The organism is Rossellomorea sp. GAMAL-10_SWC, assembly GCF_049568075.1.
In the GTDB taxonomy this organism is placed as follows: domain Bacteria; phylum Bacillota; class Bacilli; order Bacillales; family Bacillaceae_G; genus Gottfriedia.
The window spans coordinates 2310884-2330408 of sequence record NZ_CP144911.1 but is presented as its reverse complement, the minus strand read 5'-3'; the positions used below and the strand labels follow the sequence as shown (position 1 = coordinate 2330408).

Genomic DNA, 19525 nt, shown 5'->3' with positions numbered 1-19525 from the left:
GTAATCATTCCTTTTTACACTTTAAAAAAAATGTAAGATGATTCTTATCAAACAATTAGGTACATAATTTAATAAAATATTCAAAATCGTAATAAATACGATTTAATCCTTTGTCATTATAGAACAGTAATTATTAATGTGCAAGAAAAATGCGATTTAAGTGGATAAATATATAAAAAAAGTATGCTTTGATGAAAAAATACATCAAAACATACTTTTTATTAAGACTTTCGTTTTAAACGGAATTTACGTGGTTTCTTATTTTCGTTACTTGATTGTTTCTTTTTACTTTTGAAAAATTGAAAGAAAATAAAGAAGATATAAAGCGGAATTGCTATATAAATAAAGAATGGCCACTGTTCTTTTTTAGCATGCCATACTAGATATAATGCGTATCCTAAAAAAATCGTAATAATTGTAGCATATTTAGGAATCGGAATATCTTTAAAGCTTGGAATTTTTAATCTACTAACCATTAAGAATGCTAATGCAACAAAAACTGTTATGATGACTATTTGCGGTATTCGACTTCCAAATAATGTTAAAAAGGCAACAAGACCACCAGCTGCTGTAATTGGTACTCCAGTAAAATATTTTAGTGATGTTGAAATCGGTGTAACATTAAATCTTGCTAATCTATATGCCCCAAACAGTGGGAATAAACCGGCAATTCCTAGACCAAAGATACCTTCAGTTGAAAATTGTGTACAATATACCAAATAGGAAGGTGCAACTCCAAAAGTAACTATATCAGCTAAAGAGTCTAGTTCTTTTCCTAATTGTGATTGGACTCCTAAAACTCTAGCAACTCGACCGTCCATACTATCGAGCATCATTCCTATTAAAATAAGAATAGCGGCATTTCTAAATTCTCCTTTAGCGGCAAAGCCGATCGATAGAAACCCACAATATAAATTCCCTAGAGTAAATAGGTTTGGAATACTTTTTCTTATCATACATTCACTTCCTAAAATTGATATAAAAAATTGATATGTTCAAATTCAATAAGATATATTATAACCCAAAATTTAGTAATAATGGAATCTAATAATTTAGTTCATAAAATGTTTCTAGAATCGACATAAAGTCATATAAAATTTGTCGTATTTTGCACCAATAAAATATGTGAATAGTATTACAATCATATTGCACTACGCTAAAATTAAAAAAAATATGATATTTGAACTAGGAATTTGGGGGAATTTAATAAAAAATAAATTAAATATTAAAAAAATACTTTTTTTTCTGAAAAATATGTAGTATATTGAAAAAGTAAAAAGTGATTTTTCAGAAAAATAAGTAAATTATAAAATGAATAATCACTAATATATGGAGGTGCTCTAATGAAGCGTAGATTAGCAACAACAGTTTCAAGTTTATTGGTACTAAGTACGGTACTAGCGGCTTGTGGCAAAGACACGGAGAAAACAGCAACCAATTCTCAGAAAGATACGAAGCAAACATTAAGATTAACTACAACTACAGAGATTCCTTCTATGGACTCAGCAAAAACTACTGATTCAATGTCATTCGAAGTTTTAAACAACGTAAATGAAGGTTTACTTCGTTTAGGAGAGGGTGACGAAGTAGTAGATGGTGTTGCTAAGAAAGATTCGGTTGAAATTAGTAAAGATGGTTTAACATATACATTCCATTTACGTGATACACAATGGTCAAATGGTGAGCCAGTAACTGCTAATGATTTCGTTTATGGTTGGCAACGTGCTGTAGATCCAAAAACTGCATCTGAATATTCATTCATTTTATACTATGTGAAAAATGCTGAAGCAATTTTCAATGGTAAAATGCCAAAAGACCAATTAGGTGTGAAAGCATTAGATGATAAAACATTACAAGTAACACTAGAACAACCAACTCCTTATTTCTTACAATTAACTACTTTTGGGACATACTTACCTGAAAATCAAAAGTGGGTTGAATCTAAAGGGGATCAATACGGTTTAGAAGCAAATACTCAATTATACAATGGTCCGTTTACTTTAAGTGACTGGAAGCATGAGCAAAGCTTTACATTAAAGAAGAATCCAAAATATTGGGACAAGGATTCAGTTAAGTTAGATGAAATTAAATACAATGTAGTTAAAGATACTTCTTCTGCAGTTAACTTATATGAAAACGGCGATATTGATAAAGTAATGCTTGATTCTGAGTACGTTGATAAATATAAAAATGACCCTGAATACAAAACTCAATTAGATGCGCGTTTAGTATTCTTCCGTTTCAATGAAAAACTACCAATCTTTAAAAATGCTAAAGCTCGTAAAGCATTTGACTTAGCATATGATAAAGAAGCTATTACATCTTCGATTTTAAATGATGGTTCTAAACCTGCATACTGGTTAGTACCTTCTGAGTGGGTAAAAGGACCAGATTCAAAAGATTTCCGTGATCATAATGGTGACTTTAACAAATATAATGTCGAAGAAGCTAAAAAATTATGGGCAGAAGCTAAAAAAGAACTTGGTAAAGATACATTTGAGCTAAAAATGCTTTCTTATGATGATACAACTCGTAAAAAAGCTGCTGAGTATGTAGCTGGTGAGCTTGAGAAGAATTTACCTGGTTTAAAAATTACAGTTGCTCCACAACCGTTTGAAATTAAACTTGATAACGAGAAAAAATTAGATTATGACTTCTCATTCTCAGGTTGGGGTCCAGACTATCCAGATCCAATGACATTTATTGATATGTTCTTATCTAACAGTCCATTCAATGAAATGGCATACAACAATCCACAATACGATCAGCTTGTAAATGCTGCTAAGAAAGAAGCAGATCCACAAAAACGCTGGGATGATATGGTAGAAGCTGAAAAAGTAATTATGGATGAAGCTGGTATTTCTCCTATTTACCAACGCGGTCGTGCATATTTACAAAAAGATTCTGTTAATGGTATTATTGCGCACAAATTTGGCGGAGATTTCTCTTACAAATGGGCAACTAACAAAAAATAATAGTATTAAACAAAAAGAGAAGGGATCATCCTTCTCTTTTTTAGGAAGTTTTTGGTATAAAAAAAGGAATTTTCACTCAGAGTGTTGAAATATAAAATTGCAATAGAGGAAACGGACATTAAATGAACATTTATAATAATGAAATATCATTTTTGGGGATGATCTATTAATGGTTTTAAAATTGTAAGTAATATTCGATATTAATTGACCTACAAAAGGATTAATAAACAACTGACAAAGTTGTTTTTCAACAGCGTGATAGAAAGGGTTTTTTCATTTTTTCTGTATAAGAAAAGTTGTAAAAGTAAATCTTATAGTGTGTTCAGAGGATTACTTAGCTGGATACGTTTTATTTTGAGTATGAATATAGAAAAAATTAAATTTAAAACTATTTTTTTGAAACTTTAAAAAAATATACATATTTGTCCAACTTTAAACATTTATTGAAATTGGGGCAATTATTAATAGTTTTGATTTAATATGCAAAAAAATACTTCAAAATGTAGCTTTTGGTTACAAAAAAGTAAAGATTTATTTAAATTTATTAATTTTTTTGAAAAAAATGTCGATTTTTTGTTGATATTTTCTAAAAAGTATGTAAAATTAAAAGTAAGTTAAAGGTTATTAACTATTCGGACAATGTAAATTGTTTGAATATTTTAATAGTTTTTAAGTCTAATTGTTTAATTTTGGGGAGGCAATCTAATGAAAAAGAAGGTATCGTATTTTCTATCTTTATCTGTTGCTGTGAGCATGCTTTTAACTGCATGTAACTCAGACAAATCAAATGAAGGTAAAAAAGAAACAGCAAAAGCAAAACCACAAGTATTAAACTTACTAGGCGGAGCTGAACTTCCAAGTTTAGATTCAAGTACTAGTACAGATGCTGAATCTTTCAACGTTTTAGGTAACATTATGGAAGGTTTAAACACGTTAGGTAAAGATGATGCTGTACAACCTGGTATGGCAGAATCTTTTGATAAATCAGCTGATGGTTTAACTTATACATTCCACTTACGTGATGCTAAATGGTCAAATGGTGACCCTGTAACTGCAGGAGACTTCGTTTACGGATGGAAACGTGCTGCAGATCCTAAAAATGCATCTGAGTATGCATTCATGTTGAATGTATTACAAAACGGTGAAGATGTTACTACTGGTAAAAAACCAGTTGATCAATTAGGAGTTAAAGCTGTTGATGATAAAACTTTAGAAGTTAAATTAGCAAAAGCTATTCCATATTTTGATTCTTTAGTAACGTTCCCAACATTTTTCCCTTTAAATCAAAAATTTGTTGAATCTCAAGGTAAAAACTATGGTTTAGAAGCATCTAATTTAATTTTCAATGGTCCATTCGAATTATCAGAGTGGAAACATGATGAAAGCTACAAGTTAGTTAAAAACCCTGACTACTATGATGCTAAAGACGTAACATTAAAAGAAGTTAACTTTAAAATCGTAAAAGACCCACAAACTGGTGTTAACTTATATGAGTCTGGTGATGTTGACCGTGCTGGTTTAACTGCAGAGTTTGTTGACAAATATAAATCTAGCCCTGACTACGGAACAACTAAAGAGCCAACTGTATTCTTCTTACGTGTAAACGAATCGAAAAATCCAGCTCTTAAAAACGTTAACATCCGTAAAGCTTTAAACGAAGCATTTGACCGTGAAGCAATTACTAGCGTAATCTTAAATAACGGTTCAGTACCTTTATACGGTTTAGCTCCAAGTAACTTCTTAGATGCTAATGGTAAAGACTTCCGTGATGCTTCTGGACAACTTGTAAAATACGATCCAGCTGATGCTAAAACATTATGGGAACAAGGATTAAAAGAAATCGGTAAGAAAGATGTTTCAATCGAATTATTAGGTTCAGATACTGAAACTAACAAAAAAATCAGTGAGTACCTACAAGGTGAATTCACTAAAAACTTACCAGGTTTAAAAATTAACATTAAATCAGTTCCATTTGCACAACAATTAGACTTAAACTCTAAGAAAGATTACGACATCTCATTCGGCGGATGGGGTCCAGACTACAAAGATCCAATGACATACTTCGATATGTGGACAAGTAAGAGCCCATTCAATCAAATGGGATTCTCTAACGCAGAGTATGATAAGTTAATCTCTCAAGCAGGTACTGATTTCTTATTAGATCCAACTAAGCGTTCTGATGCATTCTTACAAGCTGAGAAAATTTTAGTTCAAGACAATGCAGCAATTCTTCCAATTTACCAACGTGCTATTGCATACGTTATGAAGCCAAAAGTAACTGGATTAATTGAGCATGCATTCGGACCAGATTACACTTACAAAAACGTTGTAATTAAATAATTAAGAAATGAAAAAAGGCTGTTCTAATGTCAGGTCACTGACTTGGACAGCCTTTTTTTATATGAAATAATACTTTCACTTGAGTATTTCTTTATTTTGACATATTTTATCTTGGTATGTATTATCATTGTAGTACAAGTTGTTTTAGAGAGGGGGGATCCTATTGACAAATATCATACATCAAATATTAGAATTTTTTGCATCATTAGGATATTTAGGGGTAGCTTTAGGCTTAATGATCGAAGTTATCCCGAGTGAGATTGTTTTAGCATATGCTGGTTATCTAGTAGCCGGAGGGCATATAAATTTTGTAGGTGCTGTAATAGCAGGTGTGATTGGGGGAACTATTGCACAATTATTTTTATATTGGTTAGGTTATTTTGGTGGTCGACCAATCATTGAAAAATATGGTAAATATATTCTAATTAATAAGCATCATCTTGATTTAGCTGAAAAATGGTTTTCAAAATATGGCGTTGGAGTAGTGTTTACGGCGCGTTTTATTCCAGTTGTTAGACATGCCATTTCGATTCCAGCGGGATTAGCAAAGATGCCAATAAGTAAATTTACACTTTATACAGTTCTTGCAATCATTCCTTGGTCTATACTTTTTATCAAAATTGGTGAGAAATTAGGTAAAAATTGGGAAACTGCTAAATCTGTTTTAGCCCCATATACACCAATGTTAATCATTATAGCGATTGCCCTATTTGTTGTATATTTTTTAATAAAAAAATTAGTGGGAAAAGGTAGAAAATAAAATAAATATGATTTGTTTTACATTATATTACATATAATATGATAAATTTCAATTGGAAGGATGAATTTTATGTATTCTATGTCATATGATGCACTAAAATCAGATTTATCAAATACTCTTTCAAATGTTCAAAATCAATTGAATACGGAAGATTATTCATTACATACAAAAGAGCAATTACAAAGTCAGTTAGAAGTTTATCAATACATTGATGAATTAAGTGATATGCATTATTTTTATAAAAGCGGATACTAAAAAATAGGTCACTATAAGTGGCCTTTTTCTTTATTTGTGAATAGTATAAATGCTCACTAAAATAGCTGCTAAAAGCCTTTGATTATTAGAAAATTGACTTTCTTTTTAATAAAGGTTGAAACATATATAAATGTTTCGTATGCTATTATTGTGTAGTTTTTGTTTTAGAATTAGAGGTGAATTAAGATGCTAAATTTTTATCTTTCAGATGCACAAGGGAAACTAAATCAAGTCGATGTTATTGAGAAAGGTTGTTGGATCAATGCGATCAATCCAACTGAACAAGAAATTCAATATCTAGTTCAAAAATTAGACTTAGATTTAGATTTTATTAAAGACCCACTCGATGATGAAGAACGTTCAAGGATAGAGGTTGAAGGGGAACACACTCTAATTATTGTTGATATTCCAATTGTAGCTCATGATGATAATGGGCACACAATTTTTGATACAATACCAATCGGGATGATTATTTCATCCAGCACTTTTGTCACAATCTGTTTAAGTGAAAATCCAATCTTTGAACGATTTATTTACCAAAAAGTAAAAGGCTTCTTTACGTTTAAAAAGACTAGATTTGCACTTCAACTATTGCATACGACATCATCCTATTATTTACGTTATCTTAAACAAATTAATCGTAAAACAAATGAAATTGAAACTGAATTACATCAATCCACAAGAAATCAAGAGTTATTTACAATGCTGAACCTTGAAAAAAGTCTTGTTTATTTTACTACTTCACTTAAATCGAATAAAATCGTCATGCAAAAAATTCTTAAAGGGAATATATTAAAAATGTATGAAGATGATGAAGATTTATTAGAAGATGTAATTATCGAAAATAAACAGGCAATAGAGATGGCAGAAGTTTATAGTAATATCTTAAGTGGAATGATGAATACATTTGCTTCAGTTATCTCAAATAATTTAAATATTGTAATGAAATTTTTAACTTCTATTACAATTATTTTATCAATCCCAACTATGGTTTCTAGTTTTTATGGGATGAACGTTGATCATATTCCATTAGCCAATATACCACATGCGTTTCCAATTGTAATTGGTATATCTGCAATATTATCAACAACAATTGCACTAATATTTTGGAAAAAAAGGTACTTTTAACTCACAAAGCCGCCGGTCATTCGGAGGTTTTGTGAGTTTTCATTTTTAAAAGTACATGGGAGAGAGATTATGAGTACGAATTTTTATCATTCGTTTTTACAAATGAATACGATCTTTATTTCGATTGTAGTAGAAGCATTGCCATTTATTTTAATTGGTGTTTTTATATCGGGGATCATTCAAATATTTATTACGGAAGAAATGTTATATAAGATAATACCAAAAAATAGATATCTAGCAGTATTAGTAGCTATTTTATTGGGATTTATATTCCCAGGTTGTGAGTGCGGAATTGTACCAATTGTAAGTAGGTTGATCAAAAAAGGTGTGCCACACTATGTAGCGGTGGCGTTTATGTTAACAGGTCCAATCATTAACCCAATTGTACTGTTTGCAACATTTATAGCATTTGGTAATAATATTGAAATGGTGATTTATCGTGCCGGGGCTGCTATGATCATTGCTTATATAATAGGAATCGTATTATCATATTTAAAAATCGAGAATCCATTAAAACACGATCTAGTGACAATTCCAGTTGACCATTCAATTCCTGCTAGGAAAAAATTATGGAGTGTTTGTGTACATGCTATAGAAGAATTTTTCTCTATGGGTAAGTTTTTAATTTTAGGTGCATTTATTGCAGCATTCGTACAAACATTTATTCCAACTTCAACGTTAATGCATATAGGTAATGGACAAGTTGCTAGTATTCTAGTAATGATGGCATTAGCCTTTATTTTATCTCTTTGTTCTGAGGCTGATGCATTCGTAGCATCTTCATTCCAAAGTACGTTTTCTTTAAACTCAATCGTTGCGTTTATGGTTATTGGTCCAATGATTGATATAAAAAATACATTAATGTTATTCCAACATTTTAAAAGTCGATATGTATTCATTATTATTGGGTTAGTTATTGTATTAACGTTTTTCACAACATTATTCATTTAAGGGAGAATCAATATGGCAAGAGCATATGTACTATTAGGATTTACCTTCTTTTTAATGCAATTGCATATTAAAGGTACGATCTCAAAATATATTAATATGAAATACTCTTATTTATCTCTGACAGCTGGGATATTATTTGCATTTCTAACTTTAATTCAAGTAATTCATACTTTAAGAACTAGTCATGATGAAGATGAACAGCATAGCCACGATCATGACCACGACCATAGCCATCATCATGATCATAATTGTGATCATACTTGTGTACATGGACATGTTCATAAAGAAGCTAAAGGGTTTAAAAAGTTTTTAAATGGCTTAGTTTTCATCTTTCCATTGTTTACAGGTATATTTTTACCCGTTGCAACTTTGGACTCTACGATTGTAGAAGCTAAAGGGTTTCATTTCCCTGTTTCAGAACCGGGTAACAATGATCCTTTTATGCAAAGGCAGTATTTAAAGCCTGATTTAAGTATCTACTATGGGCAAGAAGGATATCAAAAATTAATTAAACAAGAATCAAAAGAATATATAAATAAGAAAAGCATTGTCCTAAATGATTATGACTTTCTTAAAGGAATGGAAGTTTTATATGATGAGCCTGGAAAATATTTAGGAAAGCAACTAACTTATAAAGGCTTTATTTATCATGAAAAAGGATTAAAAAAGAATCAGGTTTTCTTATTTAGATTTGGAATTATTCACTGTGTTGCCGATTCCGGTGTATACGGAGTGCTAATTGATTTGCCTGATGGACAAACGTTTAAAAATGATCAATGGATTGAAGCTACTGGTGATATACAACAAATGTACTATCAACCATTTAAAGTAAACATTCCTTATTTAGACGTTACTAAAATTAAGGAAATTCAACCACCAAAAGATGAATATGTATACCGTAACAAGTAAAATGAGCCTAAGAACTTTGTCTACACAATGAAATGAGCCTAATTGGCTCATTTTTTTTTTACTTTTAGGATAAACAACTAACAAAATCTTATAAAAAAGCCTATATTTAAAATTTCATTTACCGTAATAAAATTAAAAATAGAAAAATAATATAAAAAACTTGTTCATATCTAGACATGTACACATTCAATATCTAAATTTCTACGTATGTTATAAATGTACAATAAATAATTATAGAGGTGTTCTTAAATGTGGGGATTTTGTGGTTGCAATCGTAGAAGAGAAGAAAGAGAAGAAGTATCTCCAGTAAGAGATATGAGAGAGTTTGTTGAAGTTCGTAGACCATGTAATGACTGTGATTGTCATAGAAATCATGACAATGACAGAGTTATGAGTGAAAGTATGAATAATATGAATAATGGCCATTCAAACAGAAACAGAAATATGAACGAAAACAGAAACATGAATGAAAACAGAAACATGAACGAAAACAGAAACGAAAACAGAAACGAAAACAGAAATATGAATAATAATAGACGAAGTGGATGTAGAAGAAATAGAAATATGAATAACAGTATGGTATCGCCTGCAACAAGCTCATTTTGTAATACTCAATTAGAAGCAGCTAGAAATAGTTGCGTTGTAAATCCACTAACTAACTTCAGTCGTTGCAACAATAATAATAATATGTAATTTATTTAAAAAAGAGCTTTTACACTAATTGAATTACGAACTTTTTTATGAGGTGTCTATTAAGGCAGCTCTTTTTTTATATTTTACTAATCCAAATTCTAATAAAATTCATAAATGTGAGTGGATTAAAATGATGAAGTGTCGAACAATTTTATAGTCTAATCACACTCATTTATAGTGGTGGAGTAATTAATAGGATAGAATTTAATAATTTTTTCATTCTATTTTATAGGGCTTGTACATACGATTTATTAGAGGTGATTTAATGAGACAATCAATATATATAAAATCTATAAATCTTAAACGTGTAACGGCAAGTGTCTTTGTAGGCATTGTCTTATTATTTTTGTTAGCGAGTTTATTTGTGACATCAATGAAAAATACTAAATCATATTATGTGCATCAATGGTTTGAAAAAATGAGCTATGAAGGATTTATTAAAGCGTTTGAATATGAAAATGGTCATTTTAAGGTAGGTGACGATTCTACTAAAAGTAGTGGACAACCTATCGGAAATATATTTTTTTCATTTATTACAAATATTAGACTGTACGATCCAAAAAGTTTATTAGTGCATGAAATATCTAGTATGACAAAATTTGAAAATAATATCTTAGTTGCTGGAGAAGGTATTGATTTTACGAATCTTCCAATAGAATCAAGCTTAACACTCGACGAAATTAACCAAAATCCAACTGTTAAAGATCCAGTAAATGAACCAATTAAAAATCCAACAAATCCGCCATCACAAACTACAAATGGAAAAGATGTCTTTTTTATTTACCACACACATAGCTGGGAATCATTTTTACCTTTAATCCCAGGTGCAAAGTCGCCAAATCAAGCTTCTTCTCCAAAAGTAAATGTAAGCTTATTAGGTGAACGATTGAAAAAGAATTTAGAAGCAAATGGAATTGGTGCGATTGACGATAAAACAAATATTGGGGCTGAATTAACGAAAAGAAATTGGAATTGGGGAAGTTCATATAAAATGTCTAGATTGGTTGTACAAGATGCGCTTTCTCAAGATCAAGATTTAAATTATCTTATTGATATACATCGTGATGATCAGAGAAAAAATGTGACAACTACTGAGATTAATGGGCAAAAATACGCAAAGCTATACTTTGTAGTTGGCGTAGAAAACAAAAATTATAGAAAGAACTTAGCACTAGCAAAAGATTTAAATAGTGAAATTATGAAATTTAACAAAGGTTTAACAAGAGGAATATTTAGTAAAAACTATAAACAAGGGAATGGCGTTTATAACCAAGATTTATCACCGCACTCCATATTAATCGAAGTAGGTGGGGTTGATAATACATTACCTGAACTTTATAGAACGATTGACTTGCTCTCAGATATATTGAGTAAATACTATTGGGATCATCAATAGCGTTGTAAAAAAATAAAAAGAAGACCACGAAAAGAAAAAAACTTTTCAAGGTCTTCTTTTTTCCATTTGCCATAAAATTTCTATTCCTAGTTTATTTAAACTCTCTTTCATAACCATCAGTAAATTGTAGAGAATAGATAATAGATACTAAGTATTTTAGTTAAAATCTTAAGATGGAGGATTAGAAATGAAAAGAGGATTTATTATCGTACTATTAATGTGCTTAATTGGGACATCAAAACCGACAAATGCATTTGCGGTACAAAATGAAGTATTAGAAGATGCAGTGTTATCAATTCTTTTTCCTAGTATAAATAACCGTTTATATAAAATGTTCGGTCCAGGAGAACAATATAATTGTGCGACGATAACAAATATAAAAAAGAAATATAATGGTACATACGTATTCGGAGCAACAATTCAATTAATTGCATATAAACAGGATCAACAACCACCTTACACACTTGTTAAATTTAATTTTTCGAATGATGACGGAGAATGGAGTATTCGCTCTGTTACGAAAGAACCAATTCAAACAAAAACTACATCTTTATGTAGGCCACCTGTATAAGATTATTTTGAGGTAGAGTGCGATATTATGGTAAAAAATGTAAAAAAATATTAGGTAAAAAGAATTAAATTTATCATTTTTGATAATAAATTTTGTATAAAGTATGATATGATAAAGAAAAAAATTAAAGGTGGGCAATATCGTTGGCGGGAATTGATTCAATAAAGGAGATTATCTATATTTATGGTGATAACCATAATCATTGCTTTATAACATCAGGCATAAATTATAAAGAGTTTGTTCAAGGACTTCCTTTTCCTCTTCAAAACATTCTTTTGCTAAAACACGATATTCAATGGTCCGAATTTAATTTAAATTCTTCTTTTTATTATGTTGAAAGAGAATACATTAATCAATTTATATTAGAACATAGTGAACATGATGACCTATGTTGGATCGATTTTGAAGAATTAGCAGATCTAGATGAGCTAGAGCCTAAAGAAATTGCAGAATTACTGTATCTTGCTCACAAAAAAGAGCCATTACAAAAACCTTTTATACCAAGATTAAACAATTCCTTTGCATACATGAACATCAGTGATGGAATGTATCAAAAGGTTTATTATAAACGAACTAATGACTTTATTTTTATGCTCTGTAATGTCATATCTTATAAAATTACACAACTTCAGAGAAGAAGTTTAAATATATTTAATCGTTCAAAACAAATTAATCCAATCAATATTAAATTAATGTTGACATTATACCCTTTAATGGAGGATGGATTAATAATTGATTTAAGTGAAAGAGTTGAAAATAGAAAAGTAATCGAAATCCCTATTTTTCGAGTTGATTTTTATTCTGGTGTAGATGAAATTTTAGAAAATGTTGAAGAGTATCGAGACCTTACAAATCATATTGCAAATTTAACTTATTCAAAGAAAGATGACGAATGGTCTGTCGTTCAAGTTTAAAGAAATAGATTGTCTTTCGATTTGTGATGTTATTTAAACCAATAGGAAGATGATGAAAATTGAGTAAGTGAATGTTTGCGGGGAATTTAAATGGACCTTTAAGGTTCTTTCAATGAGTAGATGGTGTACAAAAATTATCTATTTTGAAAGGACCTTAAAGGTCTTTTTTTGCTTTTTTTAATCTATTCTTAAAGAATTGCACTTAAGACAATTAATAAGTTATAGAATATTGTGACAATTACCGAAAATAATCCAAATCCAATTGCTGTATATCCTAAAGTGGAATGACCTTTAGTTACAGAGTATATTCCAAGTGCAATTCCAACGATTCCGAATAAAACAGGCATTAAAAATAACGAAAATAGTGAAAAAAATAGAGCTACGTATCCAATTACAATTCCAGAGGCATGAGATTTATCTGAAGTAGTTTCCGAATAAAACACATTCCTTGTGGGATAAAACTCTGCACTATATTCTTCATTTTGATCCTTTGGTAAATTGTGATTACGTTTATGTTCTTTATGCTTTTTATGACGATACATTTAATTACACTCCTTTCTTTTAATGCCTTATCTTTAGTATGTAACTTTGAATCCCATTGATAAGTAGAAAGTATTAGTAATTTTGGATAATATGATTAACAATTTTGAATTTTTAAAAATGAATTATTTGTAAAATTGTGCTATAATTTTGATTATAATGAAGTGCAATTGGAGATGATTGAATGAGTCAAGTTAAGTCAGATTTAGAAATTGCTTTTGAATCAGAAATGAAAAAAATAAACGAAATTGCAGATAATTTAAATCTTTTTGATGAAGAAGTTGAAAACTATGGGCATTATAAAGCTAAATTGTCATTATCAATTTTAGACCGATTAAAAGAAAATGAAGATGGTAAATTAATCTTAGTTACTTCAATAAACCCGACTCCTGCTGGTGAAGGTAAATCAACGGTCACTGTTGGGCTTGCACAAGCTTTCCACAAAATTGGCAAAAATGCAATCGTAGCATTGCGTGAACCGTCATTAGGGCCAACGATGGGAGTAAAAGGCGGTGCAACTGGAGGAGGCTATTCTCAAGTTTTACCAATGGATGATATTAATTTACATTTTAACGGTGATATCCATGCTATTACTACGACGAATAATGCTTTAGCAGCATTTATTGATAATCATATCCATCAAGGAAATGAACTTGAAATTGATGTACGTAGAATTTCTTGGAAGAGAGTAGTCGATTTAAATGACCGTGCTTTAAGAAATGTCGTTGTAGGTTTAGGAGGTCCATCTGGCGGGGTTCCAAGAGAAGATGGGTTTGATATAACGGTTGCTTCAGAAATCATGGCGGTTCTTTGTTTAGCGACATCAATTCAAGACTTAAAAGAAAGACTTAAACGAATTGTTGTTGCCTATACTATACATAAAACGCCAGTAACTGTAGGAGATTTAAAAGTAGAAGGTGCTCTAGCATTATTACTAAAAGACGCAATTAAACCAAATCTTGTTCAAACGATTGAACACACTCCAGCAATTATTCATGGTGGCCCATTTGCTAATATTGCTCATGGTTGTAACAGTGTTATTGCAACTAAAATGGCTATGAAATTAGGGGAATATGTCGTAACGGAAGCTGGTTTTGGTGCAGATTTAGGAGCTGAAAAATTCTTAAATATCAAAACTAGAGCTTTAGGTGTTACACCTGATGCAGTCGTAATAGTTGCAACGATTAGAGCATTAAAAATGCATGGTGGCGTAAATAGAAATGAATTGACTAATGAAAACGCTTTAGCAGTTAAAGATGGAATTCAAAATCTTGAAAAGCATGTGGAAACAGTTCGCAAATTCAATGTACCTGTTGTTGTAGCCATTAATAAATTTATTTCTGACACAGAAGAAGAAATAAGTGTATTAAAACAATGGGGACAAGATAACGGCATTAAGATTGTCTTAACAGAAGTTTGGGAACATGGTGGTAAAGGTGGCATAGAGCTAGCTGAATCTCTTGTTAGTATGTTAAAAAATCCTAAAGAAACATTTAATTATTTATATGAATTATCTGATTCAATTGAAAATAAAATAGAAAAAATTGCAAAAGAAGTTTATGGTGCAGACGGAGTGAATATCTCTCCTAAAGCAAAAAAACAAATTTTGGAATTTAATGAGAATGGTTGGGGCAACCTACCAATTTGTATGGCAAAATCTCAATATTCCTTATCAGACCAACCAAGTTTAGTTGGAAGACCTACTGGTTTTAAAGTAGAAATAAGAGAACTTAAAGCTTCAATTGGTGCAGGTTTTATTGTTGCACTAACAGGTAACGTAATGACAATGCCTGGTTTACCGAAAAAACCAGCTGCATTAAATATGGACTTAGATGAACTTGGCCGTCCAAAAGGATTGTTTTAATTAACTTAATAATGCTTACTGAAAAACATACTCGCATTTGATGCGAGTTTTTTCAGTATGAGTTAATATTTAAAAAAATACATCATAATAGGGGAGATACTCATTTGATTAAGTTAGCTAAGTATTTAAAAGCATTTAGTACAAGTATAATTTTAGCTATATTATTCTTATTTGGTCAGGCCATGTGTGATTTGAACTTACCTAACTATATGTCCGAAATTGTGAACAATGGTATTCAACAAAATGGTATTTTGCATGTTGCTCCAGATGCAATTAGTCAAAAAGGTATGAAACTAATGACCACCTTTATGACAGATAAGGAAAAAGAAATTATATTTAAAAATTATGAGTTGAAATCCGCAAATGATAAAAATTCAAAAGGAAAAAAATACATAAGTATCTACAAAAAAGCAGATCAGAGCATTTACGTAAAGAAAAAATTGAATATGAATGTAGAAAAACAACTTGATCAATCATTTGGTGCTTCCACTTGGACATTATTTAATATAATCCAAGAAGAAGCTAGTGGAAAAGTAATTCATGCACAAACTAGTAGTACGCCGCGTTCAAATAAGATTAATTTAACAAAACTATATGAGTTGCAACCAATGTTTGATAAACTTCCCAAAAATGCGATACTAAATGCGCATAATAAAGCTATTTCATCGGATAAAACCTTACTAACTCAAAGTGGTATTATGATGACGAAATCATTTTATACTGAACTAGGCGTTAATTTACATAAACTAGGAAGTTTATATATCGCTAAAATAGGAATGATTATGATTGCGATTGCTTTACTTGGAGGAATAGCAGCAGTCTTAGTCAGCTTCTTATCCTCAAGAATTGCCTCTGGTGTCGCTAGGAATTTACGTAAAGATGTTTTCAAAAAAATTGAAAGCTTTTCAAACAATGAATTTGATAAATTTTCAACGGCATCTCTTATTACAAGATGTACAAATGATGTAATGCAAATTCAAACTCTTTTAATGATGGGGATCCGAATGCTTTGTTATGCACCAATTATGGGAATTGGCGGAATCATAATGGCAATTAATAAATCCGCTTCGATGAGCTGGATTATTGCATTAGCTGTTATTGTTCTACTTTCTTTAATTATGGTAATCATGACAGTTGCTATTCCAAAGTTTAAATTAATTCAAAAGCTAATAGATAAGTTAAATCTAGTTTCAAGAGAAAATTTAACGGGATTGATGGTAATTAGAGCATTTGGAAATGCTTCACATGAAAAAACAAGATTCCAAGAGGTAAACAGTGAATTAACAAAAACGAATTTGTTTGTAAATCGAATCATGACAATAATGATGCCTTCAATGATGTTAATTATGAATGGTTCATCACTATTAATCATCTGGGTTGGTGCCCACCAAATTGCTAAATCTAATATGCAAGTTGGCGATATGATCGCATTTATGCAATATGCAATGCAAATTATTACAGCATTTTTAATGATTTCAATCATGTTTATCCTTGTCCCTAGAGCGGCTGTTTCTGCTACACGTATTTCAGAAGTATTGTCTACTAATGTATCAATTATCGATCCAGAGCTTCATAAAAACTTTGAAGCAGATAAAAAAGGATTTGTTGAATTTAAAAATGTTTGTTTCCGATATGAAGGTGCTGAAAATGATGTACTAAATAATATTTCATTTGTTGCAAAGCCAGGACAAACAACTGCCATTATTGGTCCAACTGGCTCGGGAAAATCAACAATTGCAAATTTAATTTTACGTTTTTATGATGTTACTAAAGGGGAAGTTTTAGTTGATGGTGTAGACCTAAGGGAAGTAAAGCAAAAGGATTTACGTACTAAAATAGGATATGTACCTCAAAAAGGACTTTTACTAACAGGGACAATTGCCTCTAATTTAAAATACGGAAATAAAAATATTTCTGATGAAGAAATGGAAAGAGTAGCCCAAATCGCTCAGGCTAGTGAATTTATCTCTCAAAAAGAAGGGAAATTTAATGCTGAAATTTCTCAAGGTGGAGATAATGTTTCAGGTGGTCAAAAACAAAGAATTTCGATTGCTCGGGCTTTAGCAAGGAAACCCGAAATTCTTATTTTTGACGATAGTTTCTCTGCGCTTGATTTTAAGACTGATTTTGCGTTAAGAAAAGCGTTAAATGAAGATATAGAATCAACTACGATGATCATTATTGCCCAACGTGTAAATACGATCATGAATGCAGAGCACATTGTTGTATTAGATAATGGTAGGATTGTAGGTCAAGGTACCCATAAAGAACTTCTGAAAAATTGCCCTGAATACTTAGAAATTGCTTCATCGCAGTTATCCAAGGAGGAATTAGCATGAGCAATTCTAATAAAAATACTTTTCAAAATCGGGGCGGTGATCGCGGGCCCGGTCAAATGTTTGGACGAATCCAAATGGCGCCAGGTCAAAAGGCGAAAGATTTTAAAGGTTCGATGGCAAAATTAATGAGTCATTTAGGAGCTCACAAAAAGACAATCGTTATTGTCTTTATACTAGCAATTATTTCAACTGTTTTTACTATACTAGGGCCAAAAATTCTTGGCAAAGCGACAGATGAAATTTTTTCCGGTGTCATGAAACAAATTAGTGGTAGTGGAAAAATTAACTTTGGAAAAATAAGTATAATTGGTTTATGGTTAATTGGTTTATATTTATTAAGCTCACTTTTTGCATATCTTCAAGGCTATGTAATGAGTGGTGTTACGATGAAGGTAACTTTTAAGCTTCGAAGTGATATAAATGATAAAATTCATAAATTACCTTTAAGCTATTTTGATCAGACTAGTCACGGTGAAGTTCTTTCTAGAATTACGAATGATGTGGATACAATTAATCAAACATTAAACCAAAGTTTAACACAAATCATTACATCGATTACCTCGATTATTGGTATAACAATCATGATGATTTCAATCAGCTGGCAACTCACTTTAGTTGCGCTATGTATATTGCCTCTTTCAATGATATTTGTCATGATGATCGTTAAAAAATCTCAAAAACATTTTATTAACCAGCAAAGATATTTAGGGAAAGTAAATGGACATGTAGAAGAAATGTTAGGAAATCATGTTTTAGTAAAAGCATTTAGTGGTGAAGATGAATCTACGAGAGCTTTTAGTGAATATAATGATGAGTTATATAAATCGGCATGGAGAGCGAATTTTCTATCCGGACTTATGATTCCAATCACTGCTTTTATTGGAAACATTGGCTATGTTGCGATTTGTATATTAGGTGGATATTTTACTGCAAATGGATCAATGACAGTTGGAGGAATTCAAGCTTTCATTCAGTATGTTCGTTCATTTACCCAGCCAATTTCACAAATTGCTAATATTTCAAATATCCTTCAACAAACAGCAGCAGCTGCAGAAAGAGTATTTGAATTTTTAGAAGAGAAAGAAGAAGTACCTGAAGTAACAAACGCACGATCAATCAAGCATCATGAAGTTACAAGTGATGTTTGTTTTAACCATGTTGCTTTTGGTTATACACCTGAAAAAATGATTATTCATGATTTTAATTTAGTCGTTAAACCTGGCCAAAAAATTGCAATTGTTGGGCCAACGGGAGCTGGTAAATCAACAATTGTAAATTTAATAATGCGGTTTTACGATGTTAATAGTGGGGAAATCACAATCGGTGGACATAACATAAAGAATTTTAAAAGGGATGAACTTAGATCATTATTTGGAATGGATCTACAAGATACTTGGCTATTTAATGGTACAATTGCAGATAATATCCGTTTTGGAAGACTTAATGCAACGGATGACGAAGTAACAAATGCTTCTATTTCTGCTCAATCTGATCACTTTATTCGAGCATTGCCTGATGGATACAATATGATACTTAACGAAGAAGTAAATAATATATCCCAAGGTCAAAAGCAGCTGATCACGATTGCTCGTGCAATTTTGGCAGATCCTCAAATATTAATTTTAGATGAAGCAACAAGTAGTGTTGATACAAGAACTGAAGCACTCATTCAAAAAGCAATGGACAATTTAATGGTGGGAAGAACAAGTTTTGTGATTGCGCATCGCCTATCGACTATTCGAAATGCAGATTTGATTCTTTGTATGAAGGATGGTGATATTATTGAACAAGGTACTCATGAGGAATTAATGGAAAAAGAAGGTTTCTACGCAAATCTTTATAATAGCCAATTTGATATAGTAAAATAAGAATTGATCCGATAAAATTGAA

At 31.0% G+C, this 19525-nt stretch carries 16 protein-coding genes; 14 read left to right on the top strand and 2 right to left on the bottom strand.

What is annotated here, in order from left to right; all coding sequences use genetic code 11:
- Positions 1-221: 221 nt before the first annotated feature.
- Positions 222-956, bottom strand: a complete 735-nt coding sequence (gene pssA / locus V5E38_RS11420) for a CDP-diacylglycerol--serine O-phosphatidyltransferase (RefSeq protein ID WP_097978838.1) — start codon at positions 954-956, stop codon at positions 222-224.
- 387 nt (positions 957-1343) lie between these two features.
- Here pssA and V5E38_RS11415 point away from each other — a divergent pair, with 387 nt between their 5' ends.
- From V5E38_RS11415 to V5E38_RS11365, 11 genes are all read left to right on the top strand, one after another.
- Complete coding sequence (locus tag V5E38_RS11415; protein ID WP_499213379.1) at positions 1344-2975, top strand: peptide ABC transporter substrate-binding protein; 1632 nt, start codon at positions 1344-1346, stop codon at positions 2973-2975.
- 705 nt (positions 2976-3680) lie between these two features.
- On the top strand, positions 3681-5315 hold the full coding sequence (locus V5E38_RS11410; protein ID WP_499213378.1) for a peptide ABC transporter substrate-binding protein: 1635 nt from the start codon (positions 3681-3683) through the stop codon (positions 5313-5315).
- A gap of 157 nt (positions 5316-5472) precedes the next feature.
- Positions 5473-6075, top strand: coding sequence for an undecaprenyl phosphate transporter UptA (uptA, locus tag V5E38_RS11405; RefSeq protein WP_387326930.1), 603 nt, complete (start codon positions 5473-5475; stop codon positions 6073-6075).
- 69 nt (positions 6076-6144) lie between these two features.
- The gene (locus tag V5E38_RS11400) at positions 6145-6330 is read left to right on the top strand and encodes a hypothetical protein (RefSeq protein WP_056466479.1); all 186 of its coding nucleotides are present in this window, start codon (positions 6145-6147) and stop codon (positions 6328-6330) included.
- Positions 6331-6516: 186 nt separating this feature from the next.
- Positions 6517-7458, top strand: coding sequence for a magnesium transporter CorA family protein (locus V5E38_RS11395; RefSeq protein ID WP_097979388.1), 942 nt, complete (start codon positions 6517-6519; stop codon positions 7456-7458).
- 69 nt (positions 7459-7527) lie between these two features.
- The gene (locus tag V5E38_RS11390; protein WP_387326749.1) at positions 7528-8409 is read left to right on the top strand and encodes a permease; all 882 of its coding nucleotides are present in this window, start codon (positions 7528-7530) and stop codon (positions 8407-8409) included.
- Between the two features lie 12 nt (positions 8410-8421).
- Positions 8422-9318: a TIGR03943 family putative permease subunit gene (locus V5E38_RS11385; protein ID WP_499213377.1), complete on the top strand. Its 897-nt coding sequence runs from the start codon at positions 8422-8424 to the stop codon at positions 9316-9318.
- 249 nt (positions 9319-9567) lie between these two features.
- Complete coding sequence (locus V5E38_RS11380) at positions 9568-10011, top strand: hypothetical protein (protein WP_499213376.1); 444 nt, start codon at positions 9568-9570, stop codon at positions 10009-10011.
- 265 nt (positions 10012-10276) lie between these two features.
- Complete coding sequence (spoIIP, locus tag V5E38_RS11375; RefSeq protein WP_499213375.1) at positions 10277-11407, top strand: stage II sporulation protein P; 1131 nt, start codon at positions 10277-10279, stop codon at positions 11405-11407.
- Between the two features lie 187 nt (positions 11408-11594).
- A complete protein-coding gene (locus tag V5E38_RS11370) occupies positions 11595-11978 on the top strand; it encodes a DUF3888 domain-containing protein (RefSeq protein ID WP_387326738.1) in 384 nt (127 codons plus the stop codon).
- Positions 11979-12121: 143 nt separating this feature from the next.
- On the top strand, positions 12122-12892 hold the full coding sequence (locus V5E38_RS11365) for a hypothetical protein (RefSeq protein WP_069031976.1): 771 nt from the start codon (positions 12122-12124) through the stop codon (positions 12890-12892).
- Positions 12893-13080: 188 nt separating this feature from the next.
- On the opposite strand, the gene V5E38_RS11360 is transcribed toward V5E38_RS11365, so the two are convergent.
- Positions 13081-13434: a permease gene (locus V5E38_RS11360; RefSeq protein ID WP_097979382.1), complete on the bottom strand. Its 354-nt coding sequence runs from the start codon at positions 13432-13434 to the stop codon at positions 13081-13083.
- A gap of 182 nt (positions 13435-13616) precedes the next feature.
- Between V5E38_RS11360 and V5E38_RS11355 the strand changes: the two genes are divergently transcribed.
- From V5E38_RS11355 to V5E38_RS11345, 3 genes are all read left to right on the top strand, one after another.
- Entirely contained in the window at positions 13617-15296 is a 1680-nt protein-coding gene (locus tag V5E38_RS11355; RefSeq protein ID WP_499213374.1) for a formate--tetrahydrofolate ligase, read from the top strand.
- Between the two features lie 104 nt (positions 15297-15400).
- Positions 15401-17635, top strand: a complete 2235-nt coding sequence (locus V5E38_RS11350) for an ABC transporter ATP-binding protein (RefSeq protein WP_499213373.1) — start codon at positions 15401-15403, stop codon at positions 17633-17635.
- A complete protein-coding gene (locus tag V5E38_RS11345; RefSeq protein ID WP_499213372.1) occupies positions 17632-19503 on the top strand; it encodes an ABC transporter ATP-binding protein in 1872 nt (623 codons plus the stop codon). The genes V5E38_RS11350 and V5E38_RS11345 overlap by 4 nt, the downstream gene beginning before the upstream one ends.
- Positions 19504-19525: the final 22 nt, after the last annotated feature.